This window comes from Serratia sp. JKS296 (genome assembly GCF_900215445.1).
Lineage (GTDB): Bacteria > Pseudomonadota > Gammaproteobacteria > Enterobacterales > Enterobacteriaceae > Serratia > Serratia marcescens.
In genome coordinates this window covers 2866557-2891349 of record NZ_OCMX01000001.1, presented here as the reverse complement: position 1 = coordinate 2891349, position 24793 = coordinate 2866557, and the positions used below count along the sequence as shown (strand labels likewise).

At 57.7% G+C, this 24793-nt stretch carries 33 protein-coding genes; 9 read left to right on the top strand and 24 right to left on the bottom strand.

Going from position 1 to position 24793, the window contains the following annotated elements; translation table 11 throughout:
• Positions 1-62: 62 nt before the first annotated feature.
• Positions 63-1343 carry an HdeD family acid-resistance protein gene (locus CRO23_RS13760; RefSeq protein WP_097102261.1) on the bottom strand — a complete coding sequence of 427 codons (1281 nt, stop codon included), beginning with the start codon at positions 1341-1343 and terminating at the stop codon, positions 63-65.
• Between the two features lie 185 nt (positions 1344-1528).
• Here CRO23_RS13760 and CRO23_RS13755 point away from each other — a divergent pair, with 185 nt between their 5' ends.
• Complete coding sequence (locus CRO23_RS13755; RefSeq protein ID WP_004931453.1) at positions 1529-2089, top strand: YniB family protein; 561 nt, start codon at positions 1529-1531, stop codon at positions 2087-2089.
• A 35-nt stretch (positions 2090-2124) separates the two neighbouring features.
• On the opposite strand, the gene CRO23_RS13750 is transcribed toward CRO23_RS13755, so the two are convergent.
• The 6 genes from CRO23_RS13750 to ghoS all read right to left on the bottom strand — a co-directional run bounded on the left by CRO23_RS13750 (position 2125) and on the right by ghoS (position 7207).
• Positions 2125-2994 (bottom strand): fructosamine kinase family protein, encoded by an 870-nt coding sequence (locus tag CRO23_RS13750; RefSeq protein ID WP_004931452.1) that lies wholly within the window; start codon positions 2992-2994, stop codon positions 2125-2127.
• 236 nt (positions 2995-3230) lie between these two features.
• Entirely contained in the window at positions 3231-4085 is an 855-nt protein-coding gene (locus CRO23_RS13745; RefSeq protein WP_033640520.1) for a metal ABC transporter permease, read from the bottom strand.
• A complete protein-coding gene (yfeC, locus tag CRO23_RS13740; RefSeq protein ID WP_049300231.1) occupies positions 4085-4945 on the bottom strand; it encodes an iron/manganese ABC transporter permease subunit YfeC in 861 nt (286 codons plus the stop codon). Before yfeC ends, CRO23_RS13745 begins: the two co-directional genes overlap by 1 nt.
• Positions 4945-5835 (bottom strand): manganese/iron ABC transporter ATP-binding protein, encoded by an 891-nt coding sequence (locus CRO23_RS13735; protein ID WP_049300232.1) that lies wholly within the window; start codon positions 5833-5835, stop codon positions 4945-4947. Before CRO23_RS13735 ends, yfeC begins: the two co-directional genes overlap by 1 nt.
• A complete protein-coding gene (locus CRO23_RS13730; protein WP_079451310.1) occupies positions 5832-6776 on the bottom strand; it encodes a metal ABC transporter substrate-binding protein in 945 nt (314 codons plus the stop codon). The genes CRO23_RS13735 and CRO23_RS13730 overlap by 4 nt, the downstream gene beginning before the upstream one ends.
• 131 nt (positions 6777-6907) lie before the next feature.
• Positions 6908-7207, bottom strand: coding sequence for a type V toxin-antitoxin system endoribonuclease antitoxin GhoS (ghoS, locus tag CRO23_RS13725; protein WP_016927977.1), 300 nt, complete (start codon positions 7205-7207; stop codon positions 6908-6910).
• A 109-nt stretch (positions 7208-7316) separates the two neighbouring features.
• Here ghoS and CRO23_RS13720 point away from each other — a divergent pair, with 109 nt between their 5' ends.
• The 6 genes from CRO23_RS13720 (at position 7317) to CRO23_RS13695 (ending at position 14974) form a co-directional block, all read left to right on the top strand.
• A complete protein-coding gene (locus CRO23_RS13720; protein WP_004931439.1) occupies positions 7317-7982 on the top strand; it encodes a transglycosylase SLT domain-containing protein in 666 nt (221 codons plus the stop codon).
• 307 nt (positions 7983-8289) lie between these two features.
• Positions 8290-9015: a gluconate 2-dehydrogenase subunit 3 family protein gene (locus CRO23_RS13715; protein ID WP_016927975.1), complete on the top strand. Its 726-nt coding sequence runs from the start codon at positions 8290-8292 to the stop codon at positions 9013-9015.
• Between the two features lie 2 nt (positions 9016-9017).
• Positions 9018-10799 carry a GMC family oxidoreductase gene (locus tag CRO23_RS13710; RefSeq protein ID WP_004931432.1) on the top strand — a complete coding sequence of 594 codons (1782 nt, stop codon included), beginning with the start codon at positions 9018-9020 and terminating at the stop codon, positions 10797-10799.
• A 12-nt stretch (positions 10800-10811) separates the two neighbouring features.
• Entirely contained in the window at positions 10812-12149 is a 1338-nt protein-coding gene (locus CRO23_RS13705) for a c-type cytochrome (protein ID WP_033640514.1), read from the top strand.
• A gap of 257 nt (positions 12150-12406) precedes the next feature.
• Positions 12407-13690: a serine/threonine protein kinase gene (locus CRO23_RS13700; protein WP_033640513.1), complete on the top strand. Its 1284-nt coding sequence runs from the start codon at positions 12407-12409 to the stop codon at positions 13688-13690.
• A 150-nt stretch (positions 13691-13840) separates the two neighbouring features.
• Positions 13841-14974 carry an ABC transporter substrate-binding protein gene (locus CRO23_RS13695; protein WP_028128169.1) on the top strand — a complete coding sequence of 378 codons (1134 nt, stop codon included), beginning with the start codon at positions 13841-13843 and terminating at the stop codon, positions 14972-14974.
• A 37-nt stretch (positions 14975-15011) separates the two neighbouring features.
• Here CRO23_RS13695 and CRO23_RS13690 read toward each other — a convergent pair whose 3' ends face one another.
• A complete protein-coding gene (locus tag CRO23_RS13690) occupies positions 15012-15698 on the bottom strand; it encodes a MarC family NAAT transporter (RefSeq protein ID WP_016927970.1) in 687 nt (228 codons plus the stop codon).
• Positions 15699-15805: 107 nt separating this feature from the next.
• Positions 15806-16003 carry a hypothetical protein gene (locus tag CRO23_RS24925; RefSeq protein WP_050072186.1) on the bottom strand — a complete coding sequence of 66 codons (198 nt, stop codon included), beginning with the start codon at positions 16001-16003 and terminating at the stop codon, positions 15806-15808.
• A gap of 247 nt (positions 16004-16250) precedes the next feature.
• Between CRO23_RS24925 and CRO23_RS13685 the strand changes: the two genes are divergently transcribed.
• A complete protein-coding gene (locus tag CRO23_RS13685; protein ID WP_097102259.1) occupies positions 16251-16874 on the top strand; it encodes a hypothetical protein in 624 nt (207 codons plus the stop codon).
• 349 nt (positions 16875-17223) lie between these two features.
• A complete protein-coding gene (locus CRO23_RS13680; protein ID WP_097102256.1) occupies positions 17224-18426 on the top strand; it encodes a tyrosine-type recombinase/integrase in 1203 nt (400 codons plus the stop codon).
• Here CRO23_RS13680 and CRO23_RS13675 read toward each other — a convergent pair.
• The 15 genes from CRO23_RS13675 to CRO23_RS24915 form a co-directional block, all read right to left on the bottom strand.
• Positions 18390-18638 (bottom strand): hypothetical protein, encoded by a 249-nt coding sequence (locus CRO23_RS13675; RefSeq protein ID WP_071532844.1) that lies wholly within the window; start codon positions 18636-18638, stop codon positions 18390-18392. The two genes, CRO23_RS13680 and CRO23_RS13675, sit on opposite strands and share 37 nt — an antisense overlap.
• 182 nt (positions 18639-18820) lie before the next feature.
• Positions 18821-19468, bottom strand: a complete 648-nt coding sequence (locus tag CRO23_RS13665; protein WP_097102254.1) for an MT-A70 family methyltransferase — start codon at positions 19466-19468, stop codon at positions 18821-18823.
• Positions 19465-19659 carry an ANR family transcriptional regulator gene (locus tag CRO23_RS13660; RefSeq protein WP_075205909.1) on the bottom strand — a complete coding sequence of 65 codons (195 nt, stop codon included), beginning with the start codon at positions 19657-19659 and terminating at the stop codon, positions 19465-19467. Before CRO23_RS13660 ends, CRO23_RS13665 begins: the two co-directional genes overlap by 4 nt.
• A gap of 2 nt (positions 19660-19661) precedes the next feature.
• The gene (locus CRO23_RS25410) at positions 19662-19871 is read right to left on the bottom strand and encodes a ParE family toxin-like protein (protein ID WP_072270069.1); all 210 of its coding nucleotides are present in this window, start codon (positions 19869-19871) and stop codon (positions 19662-19664) included.
• 12 nt (positions 19872-19883) lie between these two features.
• Positions 19884-20102 (bottom strand): hypothetical protein, encoded by a 219-nt coding sequence (locus tag CRO23_RS24920; RefSeq protein WP_141398623.1) that lies wholly within the window; start codon positions 20100-20102, stop codon positions 19884-19886.
• Positions 20080-20394 (bottom strand): DUF4406 domain-containing protein, encoded by a 315-nt coding sequence (locus CRO23_RS13650; protein ID WP_097102252.1) that lies wholly within the window; start codon positions 20392-20394, stop codon positions 20080-20082. Before CRO23_RS13650 ends, CRO23_RS24920 begins: the two co-directional genes overlap by 23 nt.
• Entirely contained in the window at positions 20384-20947 is a 564-nt protein-coding gene (locus CRO23_RS13645) for a hypothetical protein (RefSeq protein WP_097102250.1), read from the bottom strand. Before CRO23_RS13645 ends, CRO23_RS13650 begins: the two co-directional genes overlap by 11 nt.
• A gap of 9 nt (positions 20948-20956) precedes the next feature.
• A complete protein-coding gene (locus CRO23_RS13640) occupies positions 20957-21211 on the bottom strand; it encodes a hypothetical protein (protein WP_097102249.1) in 255 nt (84 codons plus the stop codon).
• Positions 21212-21877, bottom strand: a complete 666-nt coding sequence (locus CRO23_RS13635; RefSeq protein ID WP_141398622.1) for a hypothetical protein — start codon at positions 21875-21877, stop codon at positions 21212-21214.
• The gene (locus tag CRO23_RS13630) at positions 21867-22202 is read right to left on the bottom strand and encodes a hypothetical protein (RefSeq protein WP_097102246.1); all 336 of its coding nucleotides are present in this window, start codon (positions 22200-22202) and stop codon (positions 21867-21869) included. Before CRO23_RS13630 ends, CRO23_RS13635 begins: the two co-directional genes overlap by 11 nt.
• Complete coding sequence (locus CRO23_RS13625; RefSeq protein WP_097102244.1) at positions 22199-22384, bottom strand: Lar family restriction alleviation protein; 186 nt, start codon at positions 22382-22384, stop codon at positions 22199-22201. The genes CRO23_RS13630 and CRO23_RS13625 overlap by 4 nt, the downstream gene beginning before the upstream one ends.
• A complete protein-coding gene (locus CRO23_RS13620) occupies positions 22381-22923 on the bottom strand; it encodes a hypothetical protein (RefSeq protein WP_097102242.1) in 543 nt (180 codons plus the stop codon). Before CRO23_RS13620 ends, CRO23_RS13625 begins: the two co-directional genes overlap by 4 nt.
• Positions 22920-23408, bottom strand: a complete 489-nt coding sequence (locus CRO23_RS13615; RefSeq protein WP_097102240.1) for a hypothetical protein — start codon at positions 23406-23408, stop codon at positions 22920-22922. Before CRO23_RS13615 ends, CRO23_RS13620 begins: the two co-directional genes overlap by 4 nt.
• Entirely contained in the window at positions 23405-24190 is a 786-nt protein-coding gene (locus tag CRO23_RS13610) for a ParB/RepB/Spo0J family partition protein (RefSeq protein ID WP_097102238.1), read from the bottom strand. The genes CRO23_RS13615 and CRO23_RS13610 overlap by 4 nt, the downstream gene beginning before the upstream one ends.
• A 140-nt stretch (positions 24191-24330) precedes the next feature.
• The gene (locus tag CRO23_RS24915) at positions 24331-24543 is read right to left on the bottom strand and encodes a hypothetical protein (protein WP_141398621.1); all 213 of its coding nucleotides are present in this window, start codon (positions 24541-24543) and stop codon (positions 24331-24333) included.
• Positions 24544-24793: the final 250 nt, after the last annotated feature.

Below are 24793 nucleotides of genomic sequence, written 5' to 3'. Positions count from 1 at the left end.
AGCGGTTAACTCCTGTCGGCGCGGGTGAATGTGCCGACACTCTATCATCGCCGGCGGCGAGACTAAAATCTTTGCCTGCGCGTGTGGCTTTTGCCAAAGCGAAGGATAGTCCACATTTCGCGCAGCTTTAGCCACCAACGTTGGTGCTGGCGCTCGGTAACCTGTTGCAACATGCGCGCATAGTCCAGCACCAAGCCTGGCGTCCAGGTCATGCTTTCGCCACGGCTGCGCAGTACCGCCAGCATCCACAGGTTGGGATCCAGCACCAGCAGCAGAAAACGGCGCCACAGATGTTTATCGCCCAGCACGCCTTCCAACGCGCTGTCGAGCGCGCCGATGACCGTGGTGGAGCAGTTTCGCCGAGTCAGGTTGTAGGTGGCGTCCTGCCGATAACGCAGCCAGAATGCGCGCAGCGCCGCCGGGTTATAGCGATAGAACTGAATTTTCTTGTCCGGTGGGCACCAACTGGCGATCTCGCCCGGCAGGTCGGGCAGAAAGCGCCCATCGACGTTGTTTTGATCGCCGGCATGCAGCAACTGACGGAAATCCTGAACGGAATGGCTGATGTCGTTGAGCGGGTAGTGGCTGATATATACATCCGGCGCGAGCGCCAGAGCGGCGTGACCGGTAGAGATATTGCCGCCGCCGTCGACCGCCGCGATGTATCGGTCGACGATGTATCGCCGGCGGGCATCTTTCGCCGCGCCAATGGGGGTCCAGACATAGACCGTGAGCGGTGTGGTTTCATCCGCCGGGGGGGATGAAAGCCGCGCGGGGTTCTGATTCAGAGAGAAGTTTGTCAGTCTGCGGGCGATACGCAATAAAGCCCAGCCGGAAAGCAGCATCATCACGCCGAGGCAAAAGGGCACCGTCATCCGATGTGGCGCCGGCCAGCCGACAAAAATCATCAATGAAAGCAGGATCTCGCCGCCGCCCGCCAGCGCCACGGCTTTCCATCGACTGTGCTGAATCACCGTGGAGGAGGCGATGCGCACGGCGCCGTCAAGCAGCAGCGCGCTGCCAAACACCACGGTGGCGACGATGTTATCGTCTGCGGGCACGTCCAACGTTAAAAAGGCCATAAACACGAAGCCCAGCCCCTTCAGCAGCACCGGCCTGCTGGCCGAAGCGCCGATCACCAGCGCGGCGGATATCGCCACCAGTCCCTCCAGCGCCAGGATGATCGCCAGCGCATCCAGCGCCAGCATGGACCGGCCATCCTGCAGTATATCGAACAGCATCAGCGCCCCTGCGGCTATCCACAGCCAACCGAACAGCACCAGCAGGCGGCGCTGGCCATGCAGCGCCTGCGCGCCCAGCAATAAGATAATCAGTCGAATCATGGCGGCCTCTGGCTAAACGGATAACGTTATCTCTTCAATGATAGTGTGCCGGCGCGGTTAAGTTTTTGATTTCGACTAATTCGGCTAAGCTTGTAGCACAGCGGGAATGAAGAAAACGGTGGGCGAGTTTCGCCAACTGCAGGTAGACTTAGCCGATTCGGTTACGTCGCTAACAAGGGGAACACATGACGTATCAACAGGCCGGGCGTATCGCCATTTTGAAACGCATTCTCGGATGGGTGGTTTTTATCCCGGCGTTGCTGTCGACGCTGATTTCCGTGCTGGGCTTTATCTATCAGCACAGTGAAAAAACCAAAGGCATCAACGCAGTGATGCTGGATTTTGTCCACGTGATGGTGGATATGGTGCGTTTCAATACGCCGTTCCTAAACCTTTTCTGGTACAACTCGCCGGTGCCTGACGTGGATAAAAGCCTGTTCAGCGGCGCCAATTTGATGTTCATCATCATCTATATATTGATCTTCGTCGGGCTGGCCTTGCAGGCTTCCGGCGCGCGCATGTCACGTCAGGTCAAGTTCATTCGCGAAGGGCTGGAAGATCAGATGATCCTGGAGCAGGCCAAGGGCAGTGAAGGGCACACGCGCCAGCAGTTGGAGGAGCGTATCACGCTGCCGCACCACACCATCTTCCTGCAGTACTTCCCGCTGTACATCCTGCCGATCGTGATTGCGGTGATCGCCTGGTTCGTGATCCGCTTGTTAGGGCAATTGGCCGGCGCGGCCTGAGCCATCAACGGGGCGCCGCTCGGCGCCCCGGAACGTTATGACGCCTCCGGCTGCAACAGCGCCTCCACCGCGCGTTGTGCCGCCACCAGATGCTGGCCGCCGAACAGGTTGCTGCGGTTGAGCAGGTAGTACAGCTGATACAGCGGCTGGCGCTCGATAAACCCGGCCCCCAGCGGCCACACGCTCTGATAGCCGTCGTAGATCTGCGGCGGCAGTTCCGGATACAGCGGCAGCATCGCCAAATCGCACTCTCGATCGCCCCAGTAACTGGCCGGGTCGAACAGAATCGGCCCGTGGGCGGTCATCGCGCAGTTGCCCGGCCACAGGTTGCCGTGCAACAGGGACGGTTGCGGCTGGTGGTGCTGCAAGCGCAGATACACCCGATCGACAATGTCGTCGATATCGCCGAAGGTCATGCCTTTCTCCGCGGCCAGCTGCAGCTGCCAGCCGATGCGCTGCTCGGCGAAGAATTCCGACCAGCGGCGTTGCCAGGCGTTGGGTTGCGGGGTGGTGGTCAGATCGCTGTCGAAGTCGAGACCGAACTGCGGTTGCTCGCTCCACTGGTGCAAATGCGCCAGCTGCTGGCCCAGGCAGTAGGCGCCGTGAGCATCGAGGGGTTTCAACTGCTGATACTCCAGCAGCAGGAAGCTGTAGTCGCGATCGCTGCCGACGCCGTACACTTCCGGCACCCGCACGCTTTTGCTGCGCGCCAGCAACGCCAGCTGATCGGCTTCGGCGGTGAATATCGGCAGTTGTTCCCGGGCGTCGCATTTCACGAACACCTCGTTATCACCGTAACTCACGCGCCACGCCGGGTGAATGTCGCCCCCGGGCAGTTCAATCCTTTCGCGTATCTCTGCGCTGCCAAGATGTTCACTTAACAGACGGCTAACGGCTTGCCACATGGTATCTCCCCCTCTGTGCTGCCTGATAATTCATTAGGTTAGCGTCTTTCCCGTGGTGAAAACACGACGCGGCGCACAGCCGGCGTCAAAGGCGGCGATTTTTTCAACGGCTCGCCAGCTCAAAGTATATACCCTATTGATTAATTTAAGCGCAATACCGGTTGCAACTTGATGACAACGGATAAGCGAGGGAAAGATAGGATGCGGCGGGGAACCCCGCCGCATCAGAGGGGCGTTTAACTGCCCATTGGGGCGTTTTTGTTACCCTGTAACGGACGCAGCTTGCTGTACAACAAGGCGACAACGAACAGCACGGCCTGCACGATGACGATGCAGGGCCCGGTGGCACCGTCGATGTGGAAGCTGATCAGGGTGCCGAGCACGCAGGAGAACACCGACACCACCGTCGCCGCCATCAGCATGCGATCAAACCGGCGGCACAGCATAAAGGCGATGATGCCGGGGGCGATCAGCATGGCGATCACCAAAATCACCCCCACGGCCTGCAGCGAGGCGACGATGGTCATCGCCAGCAGGCACAGCAGCCCGTAGTGCAGCAGCTTGACCGGCAGGCCAATCACCCGGGCGTGGTGCGGGTCGAAACAGTACAGCATGAAGTCTTTGCGCTTGAGCAACACCACCGCGAGGGTGATGCCGGCAATCAGCAGGGTTTGCTTCAGCTCGCCGTCGGTGATGCCCAGCATGTTGCCGAACAGAATGTGGCTCAGGTGCTGGTCGGTGTCGATGCGCGAGAACAACACCAGGCCGAAGGCGAACATGCCGGAGAAAACGATGCCCATCACCGTGTCTTCTTTCACCCGGCTGTTCTCTTTCAGGTAGCCAGTGGCCACCGCGCAGAAGATGCCGGAAAGGAAGGCGCCGATCGCCAGCGGAATGCCGACCACGAACGCCACCACGATGCCGGGCAGCACTGCGTGCGAGATGGCATCGCCCATCAGCGACCAGCCTTTGAGCACCAGATAGCAGGAGAGCACGGCGCACACCACGCCGGTAACGATGGCGGCGACGATCGCTCGCTGCATGAACGGGTAGGCGAAGGGTTCGCTGAGCAGTTGGTAGAGCGTGTCCATCAGCGGCCTCCGGTTTGCGAATGCGCCACGCGACGTTTTGCCGCCAGCAGGCCGTGTTTCGGCGCGAAGAAGAACGCCGCCAGGAACACCAGCGTTTGCAGGGTGACGATCACACCGCCGGTGGCGCCGTCGAGGAAGAAACTCAGATAGGCGCCGACGCCGCTGGTCAATGCGCCGATGATGATGGCGATGATCACCAACCGGCTGAAGCGGTCGGTCAGCAGGTAGGCGGTGGCGCCCGGGGTGATCACCATGGCGATCACCAGAATGGCGCCGACGGTTTGCAGCGCGGCGACGGTGCAGGCGCTGAGCAGGGTGAAGAACAGGATCTTCAGCTTTAGCGGCGACAGGCCGATCGACACCGCGTGGCTTTCGTCGAAGAACACCGCCAGCAGGTCTTTCCACACCAGGCACAGGATCAGCAGCGAAACGCCGATGATGATTTCCACCTGCAGCACGTCTTCGTCGGCGATGCCGAGGATATTGCCGAAGATGATCGACTGTACGTTGACCGAGGTGGGATTGAGCGAAACGATCAGCAGGCCGACGGCGAAGAAGGTGGAGAAGATAAAGCCGATGATGGCGTCTTCGCGCAGCCGGGTGATGTGGCGCACCAGCGTCATCGCCAGCGCCGCCAGCATGCCGGTGAAGAAGGCGCCGGCGGCGTAGGGCAGGCCGAGGGCATAGGCGCCGGCCACGCCGGGCACCACCGAGTGCGACAGCGCATCGCCCATCAGCGACCACCCTTTCAGCATCAGATAGGCGGACAGGAACGCGCAGGCGGCGCCGACGATGGCGCTGACCCAGATGGCTTTCACCATGTAGTTATAACTGAAAGGTTGCAGCAGAAGATCCAGCATCAGGATTGTTTCTCCCTGGCCTGGCTGTTGGCCGGCGGATCGCTCTTGGTGTGGCCGTAGAACACCGCCGGGCGTTCATCGTCGGTCAACACCGTAACGGTACGCGGATCGTTGTCGTCGTGCAGATCCGGACCGGAGAGGTTGATATGGCGCAGCACGCCGCCGAACGCCTGCTCCAGGTTGCTCTGCGTGAAGGTGGTTTCGGTCGGGCCGGCGGCCAGCACCGTGCGGTTGATGAGGATCACCCGATCGCAAAACTCCGGCACGCTGCCGAGGTTGTGGGTGGAGACCAGGATCAGATGCCCCTCGTCGCGCAATGCGCGAAGCAGCTCGATAATGGCATTCTCGGTTTTCACATCCACGCCGGTGAATGGCTCATCCAGCAGCAGCACGGTGCCCTGTTGCGCCAACGCGCGCGCCAGAAACACGCGCTTTTTCTGGCCGCCGGACAGCTCGCCGATCTGCCGGCCGCGCAGCTCGCTGAGGCCGACGCGCTCCAGCGCCTTGTCGACCCGCAACCTGTCCTCACGTGACGGAATGCGCAGGAAATTCATCTTGCCGTAGCGGCCCATCATCACCACGTCTTCCACCAGCACCGGGAAGTTCCAGTCGACGTCTTCGGTTTGCGGCACGTAGGCGATCAGGTTCTTTTTCAGCGCGTCCGCCACCGGTTTGTCGCTCAGCGAAACCCGGCCGCTGGTGGGTTTGACCAGCCCCATGATGCTTTTGAACAGCGTCGATTTGCCGCTGCCGTTGACACCGACCAGCGCGCAGATCGAACCGCCGCTCAGGGTAAAGCTGGCGTTGTGAATGGCGGTGTGTCCGTTGTTGTAGGTCACGGTGACGTCGTCCACGTTCAACTCCGGGCGGGCAAACGGTTCATGGGTCATTGATCGAATCCTTCGGCGATGGTTTGCACGGTGGTGTTGAGCAGGTCGATGTAGGTCGGCACTGGGCCATCGCGAGTGGACAGCGAGTCTACGTACAGCACGCCGCCGTATTTGGCGCCGGTTTCTTTCGCCACCTGCTTGGCCGGCTTGTCGGAAATGGTGCTCTCGCTGAACACCACCGGAATATGGTGGACGCGCACGGCGTCGATCACCCGGCGCACCTGCTGCGGCGAGCCTTGCTCATCGGCGTTGATCGGCCACAGATAAACCTCTTTCAACTGATAGTCCTGCGCCAGGTAGCTGAAAGCGCCTTCACTGGTCACCAGCCAACGCTGTGCGGCCGGAATGCGCGCCAGGCGTTCGCGCAGCGGGGCGTCCAGCGCGCCGATTTTCTCTGCGTAGGCCTTGGCATTGCGGTTATAGGTTTCCGCATTGGCCGGATCGTGCGCCACCAGCGCCTTGCGAATGTTCTCGATATACACCAGCGCGTTGCTTGGCGACATCCAGGCATGCGGGTTCGGGTTGCCGTTATAGGGCCCTTCGCGGATCGGCAGCGGGGTAATGCCTTCGGTGACTACCGCCGCCGGCACCTGCTTGATGTTTTCGAAGAAACGCTGGAACCAGCGCTCCAGGTTCATGCCGTTCCACAGGATCAGGTCGGCGTGCTGCGCCTTGACGATGTCGCGCGGGGTCGGTTGATAGTCGTGGATCTCGGCACCCGGCTTGGTGATGGATTCCACCACGGCGGCGTCACCGGCCACGTTCTGGGCGATATCCTGAATGATGGTGAAGGTGGTCACCACGCGCAGCTTTTTTTCCGCCAGCGCGTTTTGACTGACCAAGGCGGCGCCGAGCAGCAGGCAGGCGAGCGTAAAAGGGCGTAACAGTGCGGCAGCGCGGGAAGGGCGACTGCGATGAAAAGCGCAACTTATCAATGGCATGATGACGTCTCCTGGTTCAAATGAAAATGATTATCAATATCAATTGAAGCGAAGTCAAGCGTCACTTGCCCACCGCCGGCGGGGTATTTCTCCAACTGAAAAAATAATACCGTCCGGGGAGTTATAGCATTTTATGTATCAGTATGTAACCGCTGAAGGTAGTCCTCACAGCTGCATATCGCCACCTCCGGCTGTTTTCCCAATGCCAACTGCCCGAACCCCTGCGCCAGGCGCAGTACATCCTCTTGATCCAACACGGTTATGAACGCAAAACTGTTGCTGCCGAGTTCGTGGTGAACGCCATTTTCGTCTGTCACCGACGTGACAAAACCTTCGCGCGTCAATTGCCCGGTCAGCTTCGCCAGGTCGGTTAATCCCGCTTCCTGATAGCGAAAAGTCACCACAAAGCAGCTTGTTGCAGATTGACTCATAAATCACCTCTTGGTATATGGATAGCTTGAGATTAGCCCAAAAAATTACTGCAGGTGTCCTTACAAGTTGTATATGCTACGCAACTCATTGAAAGGAGTGAGGGATTCTGTGAAAACAAAAATAGGTTGCCTTACGGCAATTTTACTTTTGTCGGGGTGCGCCAAAGACCCGCAAACGGCAAGCAATATTTCAGGCAGTGGCACAACGCGCGGCGGTTGGTTAAAACCCCCTCCGCAGGCACCGGTAAACCGCACGGGCACCCCGGTTGCTTATAACGATTACATTCGTCAGGCGGCCAGCAACTATGGCGTTGACGAAACGCTGATTAAAGCGATTATTCAGGTGGAGTCCGGGTTTAACCCGAACGTGGTCAGCACCTCGAACGCAGTGGGATTGATGCAGCTTAAGGCTTCTACCGCCGGCCGCGACGCCTATCGCATGAAGGGACGAAGCGGGCAACCCAGCTCGCGTGAGCTGAAGGATCCGGCGGTCAATATTGATCTGGGAACGGCCTATATCAATATTCTTCAAAGCCAGCAGCTAGCCGGGATCAACAACCCACAGACTTTACGTTACGCCACTATCGTTTCGTACGTGAACGGGGCGGGCGCCATGTTGCGCACCTTCTCCTCGGACAAGCGCGTGGCGGTCAATCGCATTAATCAGATGAGCCCGGATGAGTTTTATCAGCACATCCAGAAAAAGCACCCGGCACCGCAGGCGCCGCGCTATTTGTGGAAGGTGACCACCGCCTATCAGGCGATGTCGCAGTAATCCTCTTTTTTGTCGAGTCGGCCGCTTAACGCGGCCGATTTTGTTTTCGGCACCGTTCCAGTGCGCGACCCACCTCTCATTTTTCGTTATTTCCTCACCGCTTATCGGAAAAACCGCACAAAAAGTTAAATTTACGTTAGCAGATAAATCTTTACGTTCATTCAATAAGTTACCGGTAACATTTTTGCTTTTGTGCGCATTCTGACCTTCAATAAATATACAAATAAGTAACAAATTATTTTAAAAACCCGTATCGATCGCAAGGTTGCGGTTAAATAGTTGTGACTATCTTTGGATGGAATGTGACATGTCGAATCATAAAACCAACAATTCGCGGCGCGATTTCTTGTTGAAATCGATGACCTTAATTCCTGCGGCGGTAATTGGTGGCAGCGGCGTTGGCGCGCTGACGGCACCGGCACCGGCGGTCGCGGCCTCGAACACCTCAACGCAGAACGATTACCAACCGACCTTTTTCACCCCGGAAGAGTGGGCCTTCATCAAGGCTGCCGTCGCGCGCCTGATCCCGGCCGACGAACGCGGCCCCGGCGCGCTGGAAGCCGGCGTGCCGGAGTTTATCGATCGCCAGATGAATACCCCGTACGCCACCGGTTCCATCTGGTACATGCAGGGGCCGTTCAACCCCGATGTGCCGAAGGAAATGGGCTATCAGCTGCCGCTGGTGCCCAAGCAAATCTACAACCTCGGCATCGCAGACGCCGACGCCTACAGCAAGAAAAACGCCGGCAAGCCCTTCGCCGAACTGGATGGCGCGCAGCAGGACGCCCTGCTGCAAAAGTTCGAGTCCGGCGAGGCTGAGTTCCAGCAACTGCCGTCGAAACTGTTCTTCTCCTATCTGCTGCAAAACACCCGTGAAGGTTTCTTCAGCGATCCGATCCATGGCGGCAACAAAGACATGGTTGGCTGGAAGCTGATTAATTTTCCGGGCGCGCGCGCCGATTTTATGGACTGGGTTGAGCGAGGGGAGCGTTATCCCTTCCCGCCGGTCTCGATTCGTGGGGAGAGGGGCTAACCATGGCAACGGTAATGAAAAAAGTAGACGCGGTGATCGTCGGCTTCGGCTGGGTGGGCGCGATCATGGCCAAAGAGCTGACCGAGGCCGGCCTCAACGTGGTGGCGCTGGAGCGCGGCCCGATGCGCGACACCTATCCGGACGGTTCTTACCCGCAGGTGATCGACGAGCTGACCTATAACATTCGGCGCAAGCTGTTCCAGGATCTGTCGAAAAGCACCGTCACCATTCGCCATAACAGCAGCCAGACCGCGGTGCCTTACCGCCAACTGGCGGCGTTCCTACCGGGCACCGGCGTCGGCGGCGCCGGCCTGCACTGGTCGGGCGTGCATTTCCGCGTCGATCCGATCGAACTGCGCATGCGCAGCCATTATGAAGAGCGTTACGGCAAAAACTTCATTCCGAAGGACATGACCATCCAGGACTTCGGCGTGACTTACGACGAGCTGGAGCCGTTCTTCGACAAGGCGGAGAAAGTGTTCGGCACCTCCGGCACCGCCTGGACCATCAAAGGGCAGAAAGTGGCGCAGAAGGGCGGTAACCGCTTTGCGCCGGATCGCTCCGACGACTTCCCGCTACCGGCGCAGAAAAATACCTACTCCGCTCAGCTGTTCGAGAAAGCGGCGCTGGAGGTGGGTTACCACCCCTACAACCTGCCGTCCGCCAACACCTCGGATTCTTACACCAACCCGTACGGCGCGCAGATGGGCCCGTGCAACTTCTGCGGTTTCTGCAGCGGCTACGCCTGCTACATGTATTCCAAGGCCTCGCCGAACGTCAACATCTTGCCGGCGCTGCGCATGGAGAAACGCTTCGAGCTGCGCACCAACGCCAACGTGCTGAAGGTCAACCTGACCGACGACAAATCCCGCGCCACCGGCGTGAACTACGTCGATGCGCAGGGCCGCGAAATTGAACAGCCGGCCGATCTGGTGATCCTGGGCGCGTTCCAGTTCCACAACGTGCACCTGATGCTGCTGTCCGGCATCGGCAAGCCTTACGATCCGGTAACCGGCGAAGGCGTGGTCGGGCGCAACTTCGCTTACCAGAACATGACCACCATCAAGGCGTTCTTCGATAAAGACGTGTTCACCAACCCGTTCATCGGCGCCGGCGGCAACGGCGTGGGCGTGGATGACTTCAACGCCGATAACTTCGATCACGCCAAAGAAGGCTTCGTCGGCGGTTCGCCGTTCTGGGTCAACCAGGCGGGCACCAAGCCGATCTCCGGCCTGCCGACCCCACCGGGCACCCCGGCCTGGGGCAGCAAGTGGAAAGCGGCGGTGGCGGATGCCTATACCCATCACGTCTCGATGGACGCCCACGGCGCGCACCAGTCGTACCGCAACAACTATCTGGATCTCGATCCCAACTACAAGAACGTGTTCGGCCAGCCGCTGCTGCGCATGACGTTCGACTGGCAGGAAAACGACATCAAGATGGCGCAGTTCATGTACGACAAGATGGCGCCGATCGCCAAGGCGATGAACCCGAAACTGATCGCCGGCAGCCCGAAAAACGCCAACAGCCACTTCGACACCACCAGCTACCAGACTACCCACATGAACGGCGGTGCGGTGATGGGGGAAGATCCGAAGACCAGCGCGGTCAACCGCTATCTGCAGAGCTGGGACGTGCACAACGTGTTCTCGATCGGCGCATCGGCCTTCCCGCAAGGGCTGGGCTACAACCCGACCGGCACCGTGGCGGCGCTGGCTTACTGGTCTGCCCGCGCCATTCGCGAGCAGTATCTGAAAAACCCAGGCCCATTGGTGCAGGCATAAGGACGGCGAACGATGAAAGCATTTGTACCGGCACTGGTTCTCAGTGCAGTGAGTTTTTCCGTTTGGGCGCAGGACGCCACCGTCAGCAGCGAGCTGATCAAGCGCGGCGAGTACCTGGCGCGCGCCGGTGACTGCGTGGCCTGCCATACCGATGGCAAGAGCGGCAAAACCTTCGCCGGCGGTCTGGCGATGGAGACGCCGATCGGCACCATCTACTCGACCAACATCACGCCGGACAAGAAAACCGGCATCGGCGATTACAGCTTCGAGGATTTCGACAACGCGGTGCGTAAGGGCGTAGCCAAAAACGGCAGCACCCTGTACCCGGCGATGCCGTACCCGTCGTTCGCGCTGGTGAAAGAGGACGACATGCGCGCCATGTATGCCTATTTCATGCACGGCGTGCAGCCGGTGGAACAGGCCAACAAGGACTCCGACATCCCGTGGCCGCTGTCGATGCGCTGGCCGCTGAGCATCTGGCGCGGCATGTTTGCGCCGTCGCCGGCGGACTTCGTTGCCGACGCCAAGGCCGATCCGGTGATTGAACGCGGACGCTACCTGGTGGAAGGCCTGGGCCACTGCGGCGCTTGCCATACCCCGCGCAGCATCACCATGCAGGAAAAAGCGTTGAGCAACAGCGAAAGCGACGACTACCTGTCCGGCAGCAACGCGCCGATCGACGGGTGGGTGGCTTCCAGCCTGCGCGGCGACCGCAAGGATGGCCTGGGCAGCTGGAGCGAAGCCGAGTTGACAGAGTTCCTGAAAACCGGCCGTAACGACAAAGCCATCGTGTTCGGCGGCATGAGCGACGTCGTGGAGCACAGCCTGCAATACCTGAGCGACGACGATCTGACCGCCATCGCGCGCTACCTGAAATCGCTGCCGCCGAAAGACGGCAAGCAGCAGGCGGCGCCGGTCGAAGACAGCGTGGCCAAGGATCTGTGGCGCGGCGACGACAGCAAGCCCGGCGCGGCGCTGTATGTCGATAACTGCGCGGCCTGCCACCGCACCGACGGCGTGGGCTACAAGCGCGCCTTCCCGTCGCTGAAGGGCAATCCGGTGGTGCAGACCGAGGACGCGACTTCGCTGATCCACATCGTGCTGACCGGCAACACTACGCCGGCGGTGCAGGGGGCGGTATCCAACATCACCATGCCGCCGTTTGGCTGGCGTCTGAACGATCAGCAGGTGGCGGACGTGGTGAACTTCATCCGCTCCAGCTGGGGTAACAGCGCCAAACCGGTGAGCGCTTCCGACGTAGCCGACGTGCGTAAAGATCGCTCGATGATCCGCGACGAGAAGGAGATGGGCAGCGCCGAGGTGCCGGACCATCCGGACGCGAAGAAATAAACCGCTTAAGGGCTCCGCAAGGGGCCCTTAGTTTTTACTGAGCGCGCCGTTTTTTTCAGCACAATGTGTTCGCAAATCGTTCATTCAGCCGATAAAACATAGACCCGCAGCGGATTTTTCATTATCCTTTGCCGTCCTTTCATCAGGCGTAAGTATGAAATATCGCTTTAATTCACTGATTATTATTAAAAAACTCGCGGAGAAGGATATCCCGTTAGGCGCAATCGTTGTCGCCGCAGATTAAGGTAGACTGTCTCATGAGTACGATTTCTCCCGATTCAGGCACGCTGACGGCCGCTCAGACTGCCAAATGGAACAAAACCGACACCGTCTGGATGTTCGGTCTCTATGCGACTGCGGTGGGCGCCGGTACGCTGTTCTTGCCGATCAACGCCGGCCTGAACGGCCCGCTGGTGCTGCTGTTGATGGCGCTGTTCGCTTTCCCGCTGACTTATTTGCCGCACCGCGCGCTCAGCCGCTTCGTGCTTTCAGGCTCCAGCCGCGATGGCAACATTCACGATGTGGTGGTGGAACACTTCGGCGTGCTGGCCGGCAAAATCATCATGATGCTGTATCTGATGGCGTTCTTCCCGATCGTGCTGGTGTACAGCATTTCGATCACCAACGCGCTGGACAGCTTCCTGATCCATCAGTTCCACGTGGCCCCGCTGCCGCGCATCTGGCTGAGCCTGGCGGTGGTGGTGGTGCTCAATCTGGTGCTGCTGCGCGGCAAAGACAGCATCGTGGCGGCGATGGGCATGCTGGTGTTCCCACTGCTGGTGTTCCTGATGGGCATTTCGCTCTATCTGATGCCGAGCTGGAATACCGCCAACTTCGTGCACGGCCTGGCCGCCACCCGCTTCGACACGCCGGGGCTATGGCATTCGCTGTGGCTGGCCGTGCCGGTGATGGTGTTCTCCTTCAGCCATGCGCCGATCATCTCTTCCTTCGCCTCGACCCAGAAGAGCCTGTACGGCGACAAGGCGGAACGCCGCTGCGCGCGCATCATGCGCTATAGCTATGTGCTGATCTGCGTTACCGTGCTGTTCTTCGTGTTCAGCTGCGTGCTGAGCCTGTCTCATGAAGACATGCTGCAGGCGAAAGAGCAGAACATCACGGTGCTGACCACGTTGGCCAACAAATTCTCCAACCCGCTGATCGCCTACCTTGGCCCGGTGATGGCGATGCTGGCGATGGCCAAGTCCTATCTCGGCACGTCGCTGGGGGTGACGGAAGGGGCGACCAGCCTGATCGACGGTGTCACGCGCGCGGTCGGCAAGCCGCTCACCTCGCGCATGACGCACCGCATCTCGGCGGCGTCGCTGTTCCTGCTCACCTGGGCGGCGACGGTGTGGAACCCCAGCGCGCTGCACATCATCGAAACCATCAGCGGCCCGCTGATTGCAGCGATCCTGTTTATCCTGCCGATGTACGCCGTGCGTGCGGTGCCGGCCATGCGCCAGTACCGCGCGGCGAGCAACGTTTTCGTGCTGGTGATGGGCCTGATTGCGCTGTCGGCGCTGATCTACGGCCTGATGTGATCCCCTGGGCGCGCCGCTTCCGGCGCGCCTCTTATCCTTTCTTTACACATCCCTTTGCAATTAATCGCCGACATGCCGGACGTTACCTTTGATAATGCAAGCCATTCTCATTAGTATTTCCTGAATGTATTCATGACCAAGGAGTTTTTCGTGCACCGTCGAATCACTTTGCCGGCGCTGGTTTGCGCCGCCTTGCTCGCCTCTCCGGCGATGGCCACTACCTATCCGTTGACCCTGACCGACACCTCCGGGCAGACGGTCACCCTCCAGCAGGAGCCGAAACGCATCGTGGTGCAGGACGGGCGCGACATTCTCACGCTGGCGCTGCTCGATCGCGCCAACCCGTTCGGCCGGCTGGTGGCCTGGAATAACCTGCTGAAGAAAAGCGACGCGGCGACCTGGGATATCTTGCAGAGCAAATGGCCGGCGGCGAAAAACATCATCGACATGGGATTCAGCGATAAAGGCGAAGTGAATCTGGAGAGCGTGATCGCCAAGCGCCCCGATCTGATGATCGCCCAGCTGCGCTCCAAGCCTTCGCTGAGCCAAACCGGCGTGCTGGATAAGCTGAAGGCGCTGAACGTGCCGGTGTTGTTTATCGATACCATGCTCAAGCCGGTGGAAAACACGCCGAAAAGCGTGACGCTGTTGGGGGAAACCCTCAACCGCGAAAGCGAAGCCAAGCAATATACCGATTTTTATCAGCAGCATTATCAGGCCATTCTGGCCAAAACGCAGGCGGTGGAGCCCAAACCGTTGGTGTTCTTCGAAGCCAAGGCCGGTCTGAATGGTCTGGAATCCTGCTGCTTCACCCATGCGCACGTCGGCTGGGGCGCGTTGGTCGAGGCGGTCGGCGCGCGCAACATCGGCTCTGCGCTGTTGCCGGGCGCGACCGGCGACGTGGCGCTGGAAAAAGTGATCGCCATGAAACCGGACGCCTACATTGTTTCCGGCTCACAGTGGGCCAGCAAGACCAATGCCGCGGTGCCGTTCGGCTATGGCGTGACGCAGCAACAGGTGGATGAGGCCTTCAACCGCATGAAACAGCGCCCGGGGTTCTCACAGGTGTCGGCGGTGAAGGAAGGGCGGTTCTACGGCATCTACCATAACTTCTACAACCACCCGTACAACATCGTGGGGCTGGAGTATCTGGCGAAGTTTATCTATCCGGCGCAGTTCCCGGATCTGGATCCGGCCAAGACCTACAGCGAGATCCTCAGTCGCTTTACCGAAGTGCCGGAAGGCAAGGGCATTTTGGGCGCGCAGGCGCCGGCGGGGAAATAACGGCAACGGGCGCGACGATCGCGCCCGTTTTGTATGATCAGGCGGCCGGCGTATAGGTGGAGATGATCTCCAGCACGCCGTTGATAATGAACTGTACGCCCATGCACACCAGCAGGAACCCCATCAGGCGCGAGATCGCCTCGATGCCGCTTTTCCCCACCAACCGCATGATGGCGCCGGAACTGAGCAGGCAGGCCCACAGGATCACCGCGACCGTCAGGAAGATGGCGACCGGCGCCACGGCCAACACCCAGGGTTCAAAACCCAGCGAGTTCGCTTTGACGCTCGACGCCGAGCTGATGATCATCGCGATGGTGCCCGGCCCGGCGGTGCTCGGCATGGCCAACGGCACGAAGGCGATGTTGGCCGATGTCTTGTGGCGCAGCTCGTGCGACTTGCTCTCCACCTCCGGCGCGTCTTCGGGGCTCTGCTGCGGGAACAGCATGCGAAAACCGATGAAGGCGACGATCAGGCCGCCGGCGATGCGCAGGCCGGGGATCGAAATGCCGAAGGTGTTCATCACCACCTGCCCGGCGTAAAACGCCACCGTCATGATGCAGAACACATAAACCGAGGCCATCAGCGACTGCTGATTGCGCTCTTCGCGCGTCATATTGCCGGACAAGCCGAGCAGCAACGCCACCGTGGTCAGCGGGTTGGCCAGCGGCAACAGCAGCACCAAACCCAGTCCGATGGCCTGGAATAACTGCAAAATACCCGTCATAAAGTAGACTCCCTGTGCAACGTTCAGGCCGCCAAGCGGCGGCCCATGAGCTAAACAGCCTAGCCTGCCGCGTGCCTGGCGGCAATGGGGATAGCTCGTAACGTTAATTAACCGTCGGCCGGCGTTTCATCATTGCCGTTGCACTCGCCGGCGAGCTCAGGTTCATCCTCACATCCCAACGGCGCTTCGTTGACCGCAATCGCCCGCGGCGCCGAACGCACGCCAAAATGCATCAGCCCATGCAGCATCGCCAATACCGCGCATGCCACGACGAGGACCGCAAGTAACCGGTTCATGTTCTGCATAAGTCTCGATTGGAACGGACAGCTTTCAGGATAGCGGCTGGCGGCAGAGCGCGCCACGCGAGGCGGCGGCATCACCGACAACGGCGATAAAATGGCCTGCGCTCAGAAAAAAATGCGCAGTTTTTGTGTTTTATGGCCTTTTTCGCCGCAGTTGACCGGCAAAGGCCGACGTTGCGCACCAATTGCTACACCCCACAGGCTCAGCTGCCTACCATAGGCGCGCTTTAAAACGATAACGAGATTGATTATGCAAGACGAACTTAAATTTTTACTGGGGAAAATCAGCGCATTCGCGCTTTCCGCCGCCTTCATGGCGGCATTGGTCGGCCTGGTGTTTATCGATGTGCACTGGTTGCATAACTTCGTGCATGAAACCTCGCTGACCGAAGCGGCGCAGGAACTGTTGCTGCTCGCCATCTCCGGCGGTTTTTTCGCCGCGGCCCGGCGGCAGGTGGAACGCCGCTCCGCCTGGATGCTGGTCGGCGGTTTCTTTCTCTGCATGCTGATCCGCGAGATGGACTTCGCTTTCGATGCGTTGTGGCACGGCGCCTGGGTGTGGTTCGCGCTGGCGGTCGCCTTGGCCTGCCTGTGGCATGCGGCACGGCATATTGCGGCTACGGTGCGCGGCCTGGCCTATTTTGCGACGCATCCCGGTTACGGCATGATGTGCGCCGGCCTGCTGTGCATTCTGGTGTTTTCACGCCTGTTCGGCATGAGCGCGCTGTGGCAAACGCTGATGCTGGACGGCTACAACCGGGTGGTGAAAAACATGGTGGAAGAGGGCTGCGAACTGCTGGGCTATGGCCTGTGCCTGTTGGCCACTCTCAGCTACATGAGAGGCGTTTTTGAGCCGGATGAAGCGAAAGTGTGAGGGCGGCGGCGCTTTATTTATCCGGAACAATTTTAGTGATACTATTCGCTTAGCCGAATGCGGCTGAGAAGGTATGCGTTCCATTCTGTATACCCAGTGAGGTTTCAATCTGGCAATTGTGGGCGAGATCTGAAACCTGGCTGACCAAACCCAAAATCCAATTTTCGTACTGCATGTGATCTGTCGTGTAAGCAATGCTCGGCAGTTCACGTGATTCCATTCTGTTTCAAATTCCCCCATCAACTCACTGTGGTGCTTGAAAAAGCCCTTGGCTAGTGATTCAATCCGTTTCATGTGATTTCAATCCAAGCCACTAAAATTGTGTACATACCTGTGTACATAATTGGAGATGTACACAGTGCTCACCGATGCCAAACTCCGCAAGCTTAATGGAAAACCCATCCCAAAACTGATCGAGATGCCTGACGGCGGCGGCCTGTCTATCCGTATAACCCCACTTGGGATGATTGTCTTCCAGTACCGATACCGGTACGCAGGTAAGGCACGCCGCATGACGCTTGGAAGTTACGACGAAATTTCGCTCAAAGAAGCGCGCGATATGGTTCAAGAGGCCAAGCGCGTCTTGGCTGAAGGGAAAGACCCCATCACAGTGAAAGCCATGACGCTTGAGGAGATCGCTGGCGCAGCCTCTGTGAAAGACTGTCTATCACATTGGACTGCCAGCGCTCAGGCTCAGCGCCTTGTGAAATTGCAGTATTGGGAGAGGGCATTTGAGCGGCATGTAATCCCATATGTCGGCGATATGATTGTGGATGAAATGCAGATATCTCACTGGCAGCCAGTTTTCAAAAGGATGAGAACGAATGGGGCGGAAACCTTTGCTGGGATCATGCTTTCAAAGCTAAAGCAGGTGTTTTCGTATTGCTTGAGAACGGAGAAGATTCGCGTTAATCCTATCGCCGCATTGAGAATTAGCGACGTTGGAAAACCTGTTGGCGTGGTTAAACGGTATTTCAGTGATGATGAAATAGGAGCTTTTTGGTTGGCTCTTGAAGGTTCCAGGATTGTTCACCAGAACAAAATCTTCATTAAATTGTTGCTGCTTACAGGGTGTCGGGGAGTTGAGCTAAGGAAGGCAAAGAAGGGCGAGTTTGATGTGAAAAACAGAACGTGGCGCGTTCCTGCGGAAAATTCAAAAACGCGCCAGCCGTTTGTGAGAGGACTATCAGTGGATGCCGCAAAGCTAATTGAGGAGGCTATGTCTCTATACCCGAACATATCGCAATTGTTCCCGCCGGCGATTGTTCAGGGCGATCGCCCTATGTCAGCAGGTGTTCTATTGAACATGGCGGAACAGCTTAGGAATGAAATGGGAGTTCATGACTGGGCAATGCATGATCTACGCCGCACTGCAAAAACTAAAATGAGCGAATTAGGGATTGAGCCCCACGTATCCGAAAAGGTGCTGGGGCATAAACTTGGTGGTGTTCTGGCGGTATATGACCAGCATTCATATCTCAAAGAGCAGCAAAATGCGCTGGATATTTGGGCCGCTCATGTGGCGTCCTGCGTTTCATCAATGAGGCCTTGAGCGCGGAAAAAACGTATAACGTCGCAATATCTATACTGCTCGCCGCCGTGGATGGGATTGGTGCCAGGCGCCGGTTTAGGGAACGGTGTACCAGCCTTTTCCCACTGCTTTTTCCTGCGCCAAAAGGTGGTTCGTGATATACCGCCCAACTGCTGCTGTATACCTTCGCGGGTGATCAATACTGGCTGAATTGGCAGGTTGCTTTTAGTCATGGCTTATCTCTCTGTAAAACGCCCATTCAGCATGCCGATCGTGTAGTTGAATCGCGGCAATGAAATGCCGAGCAGTTCGACCTGTGCGAAATGCTTCATGATGATAGGGCGGGATAGGGTGTCGAAAGGGGTTTTCGGGTGTTGCTTAATCGCGGCGTGGAGCTCGTCGTTACAGCGTTTTGCTACTGATCGGAGTGCGTTTTGCTGAACACTGCCGGCTGAAGGTGCAGGCTGTTTACTGGGCATTGATTCCCCCAATGATCCCAGCCAGGCGCATCGCCACGGCTGAATAGTTCGATTCGTGACACGTCGCCGTAGAGCAGCTCAAGGCGCCGGCGGACTTCCCAGGGTTTCGCGCTGTGCTCGCCGAGGCAGCTGAACACAACCTGTTTTACTGAGGCGCTGGCGCGCTCGATGCCCTGGCCGCGAACGGCGATCAGCACGTCTTCGGAGTTGGCGCGGGTGTAGTTGCCGCCATTCATTCGGGTTTCGGCGTTGAGCATGTCGAGCAGGTCGGTGAAGTCGAAGATGGTTTGTTGCAGCAGCGCCTTGTTGAAGCGAAGTTCGGCCTGCTGGTTGAGCTTCACCCATGTGAAAGCCTTCATCGTTCTGACGCTGAATCCCCAGGCCTCTGCCAGCTCGATCGCCTCTTGGCTGTGGTTGCCGGTGTACCACATAGCGAGCACGCTATCTGGCGCAGCAATTGCCCATACCGGCAGGCGCTTCAGGTCTGCCATACTCATCGTGCTGTAGTGATTGCCGGCGGCGCCATTGCTGATAGTGTTGCCGTAACTCCAGGGCGGATCTGCATAGATGAGTTGATAGGTCATTGAGCGTTACCCCAGCAGCGCGCGGCCGCGTTGGTGCAAAACTCCATGCGGGTTTTAATCCACGGAACATCGACTGCTCGCGCAAGCTTGAGGGACTTTTCCCAAACTTCAGCGGCCTTTTCATACCATCCACGTTGTTCACATTCAGCCGCAATTCTGGCGATATTTCGGTATGCATCATAGGTGCCCATGTTTAAATCCTGATTTGGTTGTTGTAGCGCTCGTGGGACATAACCTCCCATGAGTTGCCGTTGTCTTTAGAAAGCATTCGCCAGCAGCGGGCCACTGGCAGCGTCAAATACTTGTGCTGGTAGGTTTGGTTGGGTTTCTTTTTGCCCTCCCTATAGGCGCATAGAACCCCCTCAGCTTTGGCGCTGATTCGTTGCGGAATTCGTGGTTTCATATTTTCGGTGGGTTATTTGGTGATTGGCGCCCAGCATGCGGATCGGATGCCAGGGCGGCGGACTTTCTCAACGGCGTTTTCTTTTTCCAGCTTAATCAAGCGTTGGCGGATGGCTTTCCCGGTCATGCCGCTGTAGCCGGCACAGCGGAGGAGGTTTGCGACAGAATCAGGCGTTGAACCGGCAATACTGAGCCGCGAGATGATTTCGTTATCGTCGGGTATCGTTATCATGAGGTATCGCCTGATGTTCGATAATAAGCCCTAATTTTTCAGCCAGCGCCATTTCAGCGCGCGCACCCAGCGAGTTCTGCCAGCCATCGAGGAAAATCACCTTCGTGGCGCATCGCATCATGGCCATACAAATGTCCATGTATTCTGGCTGCGTGAGTCCGTCAGGAAGAGTTGCTGGATTAAGCGGGATACCGCCAGAGCATTTGACGTGCTCGGCCATGCTGAAGAATGCAGGGCGGTTAAATTTTGGGAGTCCAGTCATAGGGCCGGCGATATACACTTTATGCACCATTCCCACCCTCCGGCACCGCCGCCAGCAATTCTCGAACTGCGTTGAATGCAGGAGACACATACTCAACATCTTCAGCGCACACCGCGTCGATGTTATTCAGTGTATCGCCCATAAATTCCATAGCCTGAAGCGCCAAAGTTAAGGCTTCTCGCACGTTATCCGGCAACTTGTAACCGCCACTTACAGGTTGAGCCAGCATTGCGGCGCGGCAGGCGTTCCAGCCCTCGGATACATAAACGGCGGCCTGATAGTTGGCGTTGGTTCTAAACAGAAAGTCATTCGGAGCCTTTTCCGGCGGCACTGCTGGCGCTGGCGCTGGCGCTGGCGGGGCAGCGTATAACTTGGTGCCATTCGGAATTATTTTTTCTGAGTTGAACATGTGGATATTCACCCCTGGATTCCTGGATTCTGCAACGGTGTGAATCTCACCCACCGGCTGCGCCTCCCGGTTAGCCAGTAGTTCGCGCGCCATCGATTGATATTCAACCATGCTGCATTTACGAACCCTGTTTGGGTCGGCCAGCTGTTTCAGTCTTTCGGTCGTTAGTGTCATGCATCCCCCTTAACCTGCCGTAGAATTAATGGCGGCCGGGAAATCCAGTTCGCCGAAACCTGCATTCAGCGCGTCAACGCTATGACAGAACTCACGCCCGTTGCGATCTTGGTGCGCGTCAATTTCCCGATCCTTGCTACGGTCATAGACGTGTAAGCACGGGTCGCCTACGGTGTAGAAACCCAGACGATCGGACGGGCAGCGGTTCAGCACCTCTTGCAGCTCGTCGAGCCAAGCGCGCTCTTTTTTGTTCAGCTTTGCCATCTACTCATCCCCCTCTACGGTGAAGCCAGCGGCGCGAACGCGGTCGGCGCAATAATCAACGGCGGCATTAAATCCGTCACCGGCAAATGGCACATTGCTAGAATCGACCTTTTTCAACCGCACCGGCGTAGCCAGCTTGGCGCGTAGTTCTTTCTCACGGCTTTCTGATTCTTTCATCTGGCTCACTGCAATATCGCGGCTCATTTCAGTCAGATTCATGTCGTGTTCCAGCTCGGCGATGCGCTTTTCTGCTGCCCTTAGCGCTCGCCCAAAATCGGCATTTTTCTTCTCCAGCGAATCGATTCTGTCCTGCTGCTGATTGATGTGGTCGCCCTGTGCCCGATTGGCACGCTTTAATTCCTCGTTCTCTGCAACGAGGGATGTCGCCGCCTCCCAGTTAACCGCTGATTCGTGTTGCAGGGCGGAGACGTACTCTTGCGAGTAGAGTGGCTCAACGATAGGGTCTTGTGACGGGTCACGAACGCTAACTATCTTGCCGTCGTCTTGCGTTACATACCGGCTACCAAGGCCATATGCTTTTGCCTTCTCCAGCGCAGAGAAAGTGGTGTTGGCGTTGATGGTTTTATCAGGCTCGCCGGTATGCATATTCCGAAATCGCAGTGAATACATAACCGGCTTGCTCAGTTCGCTCAGCTTATTGGTCACAAGAAATTACCCCGCTATGACTGATACGGTAGACGCGCCTTGGTAAGCCAAGTGACTCGCGATTTCTGCTGGTAAATCCCGACCACATTTTCAGCTCAAGCAAAAATCCGCACATCCCTTTGCCTGTTTTACGCCCCCCAATCTTGTTGCTTTTCCCGATGCAGCGGCGAGCCTTACGAGTAGCCTTGCGGTTATGCGCATTGCAGGCTTCAAGCCAACGGCCATTTCCCCTTAATTTGTACGGAGAGAAGCAGCGATAGCGCCTAGCTTGCAGCTCCCTTAGGTACGACTGATGTAAATCTTCGATGTAGGTCTGCTTGCTCATTGTGCTTTCTCCTGGGCCTCGGTCCGCTGATTCCATCGTTCAATGGCGCTATGCTCGCTACCCATGAATGCGGTTGCTGCCTCACATCCGCCGCATTTCGCTCGGTAGTGTCCTGATATCTCTTTCACTGTTACTGCTCTGGCACCGCAAAATGGACACGGTTTGACGTTGTCATGCCTCACGCTCCACCTCCCTGTTTAGGTAATCCGTCATAAACCTCTGACAGATGCCCGCGAATCTGCATGCGGCGCAGTGCGCTGTACATGTAATCGCACTCAGCCTGCTTGTTGGCGCGGAACGGCTTATTCTTGTTCGTGCACCACATCGCGTTACCCGGCCAGCCATGAACCTTATAAACGCGTCCGCCTTTTACGTTTAGCAGCCCCCAGCCCTCTGGCAGCTCATCGATGCGGATCAGCCCAGGCTCGCAGATAAAAAAGCGCCAATCCCCCATACCGAGCTCAGGTTGAATGCGGAACCGCTTTTTCCGGTCTGCGAGGAAGTCACCGCGTGAGCACTTGGCTTCGATCAGGCAGGATGCCAGATTACGGAACCCGATTGCGTCAGGCTGTTCGCCGGAGGAGACAGCGGCAACAAAGCGATCATGGAAAGCGACCGAGAAACCGTTATTGCGCAGGAATCGCTCGGCAATCAGGCAAAGCTCGCTGTGTGTCAGTGCTGGCTTCAGTTCATTTGCTGGTATCACTGGGCGCTCTTTCATTTGGCCTCCCGGAGCGTGCTGGCGAAATGACGCGCTAGGCCAACTTCGTTCTGATAGCAGTGCTGTCCATCGATCGGCGAATCAAGGAAGTCTGCAAACTTCTCAACTCCCTGCGCCTCGATTTCGCGCACTGCTGCGTCAGTGGCTGGGGTTTCAGGCTTAGGCATTGCTCCAAAAACAGCTTTTATTACTTCATCATCATTTTCTACCCACGCCCAACCTCCAGCATCACATGAGTCGTATCCATACTTTGCCGTATCTCCAAATACAACCAGCACTTCATCAGGTATAAACTCCGGGTGCATTGCAGCTTTCAGCGCCGCATTTTCCACAGCCAGCGCATCGCGCTCAGCCTTCAGGGCGCTCACTACTTGCTGGTGGGCATCAAACAGAACATATTCACCGTGCTCCGCCTCTCTGGCGAACGGCTCAAAGCGAGCCGCGTGCATGATGTAGTCAGGGTTAAAACGCTTGATGTTTGTCATGCTTCGTCTCCCAGCACCCAGAGGAGCGCCGCCGCGTAATCACCGCTCGCCCCCTCAAGGGCTTTCGTGATTTCTTTTCGGGACTTCATGCGGGGTTTGGTGTCGCCGATCACCTGGCGCTGCCGGCGCGCTTTTTCGTGGCCTTTGGTTCCTGCTGTGGCCACCTCAACCTCTTTCACTTTTTCGCGCTGTTCGTCGGGTGTGAGGTTCGCCAGCTGGCGCGCCTGGGTAACGGTAATGTCGCCAGATTCAACCGCATCTTTAACGGCTTGAGTGGCATCGAGCAGGGCGAGTGTGGCGCGGATCGTCTGCACGCTGACGCCAAACATCAGCGCTAAATCTTTTTCGTCGTGGCCCCGCGTAAGCGCATCAGCCATTTTTTTAGCGCGTCCCAGTGGCGTGTCTGCCTGGAAGATTTCATTGGCACTAATCATCACCTCAGCAACGCTAAACGGCGATCCGCGTCTGACCACTGCCGGCACCAGAAGAGGTTTTTTGCCTTCTTCCTGCAGGCGTTTATTGGCTTCGAGGGTGTTTTTAACCCGCTGACGACCTTCAACTACGCAGGATCTGCCTGTCTCTGGGTCTTTCCAGATAATGATCGGCTCCAGCACCCCCAGCTTCATGATGCTAAGCACAGTCGGCTCATGTATAGGAAGGTGGATGCGTTCGTCGTAAAGCGGGTGCGTTTTATCGGATACCAGGTGCAGATTTTCAGGCTCGAACATCAACACGTTGGTTTTACCGCTGGCGCCGTAGGCCTCCGTTGAGTTTTTAGCCATGCTTTAACTCCAGACCGCGCCAGCGGTGAGCAGGCACAGGGTAAAAATGAGAAGGTAGAAGAGGTGTTTGCCGTGATGGCGTTTAGGGGCGAAATCGCCCCCAGTCAGGTCATACTTATGCTGTATGCGGGCGTTGAGGCTTACCATGTTGGCCTCCGCTGCTGAGTATGCAGACGGCGCTGCAGGGTTCTGATGTTCTGGCGGACGACGTACACCGGCGCGCAGGTATCGGCGCAGACGAGGATTCGGACGGACTTATATCTGCCGTCTTCGTAGCGCTGAATGCTCACAGCCTGCTTGGCTACGTCGCGGGTCTGGCCGCAGTGTTCGCAGCGCTGGTTATTGGTTTGCATAACATGTCCTCTCAATGAAATTCACATGGGCAAAGGCGCTGCCTGAGTTGATGCACGCGCTCGGTTTCCCTACGGTTCCAGCACACTGGAGCAGGGCAGCGCCTTTGGTGATGTGAAAAAAAAGAGCCCCGGCGAGCGGGGCAAAGGATGTGACAAGGGAAGTGGTACTGAGCAGGCTTGTGATTTCTCACGCACCTGGTGGCGCACCGATCCGAGGATTTATACTGTGTAGATATAAATTAGGAACCGG

Bases quoted from the DNA above. Each gene is read 5' to 3' on its own strand.
- CRO23_RS13760 (WP_097102261.1), bottom strand. From the start codon at position 1,343: ATGATTCGACTGATTATCTTATTGCTGGGCGCGCAGGCGCTGCATGGC.
- CRO23_RS13755 (WP_004931453.1), top strand. From the start codon at position 1,529: ATGACGTATCAACAGGCCGGGCGTATCGCCATTTTGAAACGCATTCTC.
- CRO23_RS13750 (WP_004931452.1), bottom strand. From the start codon at position 2,994: ATGTGGCAAGCCGTTAGCCGTCTGTTAAGTGAACATCTTGGCAGCGCA.
- CRO23_RS13745 (WP_033640520.1), bottom strand. From the start codon at position 4,085: ATGGACACGCTCTACCAACTGCTCAGCGAACCCTTCGCCTACCCGTTC.
- yfeC (WP_049300231.1), bottom strand. From the start codon at position 4,945: ATGCTGGATCTTCTGCTGCAACCTTTCAGTTATAACTACATGGTGAAA.
- CRO23_RS13735 (WP_049300232.1), bottom strand. From the start codon at position 5,835: ATGACCCATGAACCGTTTGCCCGCCCGGAGTTGAACGTGGACGACGTC.
- CRO23_RS13730 (WP_079451310.1), bottom strand. From the start codon at position 6,776: ATGCCATTGATAAGTTGCGCTTTTCATCGCAGTCGCCCTTCCCGCGCT.
- ghoS (WP_016927977.1), bottom strand. From the start codon at position 7,207: ATGAGTCAATCTGCAACAAGCTGCTTTGTGGTGACTTTTCGCTATCAG.
- CRO23_RS13715 (WP_016927975.1), top strand. From the start codon at position 8,290: ATGTCGAATCATAAAACCAACAATTCGCGGCGCGATTTCTTGTTGAAA.
- CRO23_RS13710 (WP_004931432.1), top strand. From the start codon at position 9,018: ATGGCAACGGTAATGAAAAAAGTAGACGCGGTGATCGTCGGCTTCGGC.
- CRO23_RS13705 (WP_033640514.1), top strand. From the start codon at position 10,812: ATGAAAGCATTTGTACCGGCACTGGTTCTCAGTGCAGTGAGTTTTTCC.
- CRO23_RS13700 (WP_033640513.1), top strand. From the start codon at position 12,407: ATGAGTACGATTTCTCCCGATTCAGGCACGCTGACGGCCGCTCAGACT.
- CRO23_RS13690 (WP_016927970.1), bottom strand. From the start codon at position 15,698: ATGACGGGTATTTTGCAGTTATTCCAGGCCATCGGACTGGGTTTGGTG.
- CRO23_RS24925 (WP_050072186.1), bottom strand. From the start codon at position 16,003: ATGCAGAACATGAACCGGTTACTTGCGGTCCTCGTCGTGGCATGCGCG.
- CRO23_RS13685 (WP_097102259.1), top strand. From the start codon at position 16,251: ATGCAAGACGAACTTAAATTTTTACTGGGGAAAATCAGCGCATTCGCG.
- CRO23_RS13680 (WP_097102256.1), top strand. From the start codon at position 17,224: ATGTACACAGTGCTCACCGATGCCAAACTCCGCAAGCTTAATGGAAAA.
- CRO23_RS13675 (WP_071532844.1), bottom strand. From the start codon at position 18,638: ATGACTAAAAGCAACCTGCCAATTCAGCCAGTATTGATCACCCGCGAA.
- CRO23_RS13665 (WP_097102254.1), bottom strand. From the start codon at position 19,468: ATGACCTATCAACTCATCTATGCAGATCCGCCCTGGAGTTACGGCAAC.
- CRO23_RS13660 (WP_075205909.1), bottom strand. From the start codon at position 19,659: ATGGGCACCTATGATGCATACCGAAATATCGCCAGAATTGCGGCTGAA.
- CRO23_RS25410 (WP_072270069.1), bottom strand. From the start codon at position 19,871: ATGAAACCACGAATTCCGCAACGAATCAGCGCCAAAGCTGAGGGGGTT.
- CRO23_RS24920 (WP_141398623.1), bottom strand. From the start codon at position 20,102: ATGATAACGATACCCGACGATAACGAAATCATCTCGCGGCTCAGTATT.
- CRO23_RS13650 (WP_097102252.1), bottom strand. From the start codon at position 20,394: ATGGTGCATAAAGTGTATATCGCCGGCCCTATGACTGGACTCCCAAAA.
- CRO23_RS13645 (WP_097102250.1), bottom strand. From the start codon at position 20,947: ATGACACTAACGACCGAAAGACTGAAACAGCTGGCCGACCCAAACAGG.
- CRO23_RS13640 (WP_097102249.1), bottom strand. From the start codon at position 21,211: ATGGCAAAGCTGAACAAAAAAGAGCGCGCTTGGCTCGACGAGCTGCAA.
- CRO23_RS13630 (WP_097102246.1), bottom strand. From the start codon at position 22,202: ATGAGCAAGCAGACCTACATCGAAGATTTACATCAGTCGTACCTAAGG.
- CRO23_RS13620 (WP_097102242.1), bottom strand. From the start codon at position 22,923: ATGAAAGAGCGCCCAGTGATACCAGCAAATGAACTGAAGCCAGCACTG.
- CRO23_RS13615 (WP_097102240.1), bottom strand. From the start codon at position 23,408: ATGACAAACATCAAGCGTTTTAACCCTGACTACATCATGCACGCGGCT.
- CRO23_RS13610 (WP_097102238.1), bottom strand. From the start codon at position 24,190: ATGGCTAAAAACTCAACGGAGGCCTACGGCGCCAGCGGTAAAACCAAC.
- CRO23_RS24915 (WP_141398621.1), bottom strand. From the start codon at position 24,543: ATGCAAACCAATAACCAGCGCTGCGAACACTGCGGCCAGACCCGCGAC.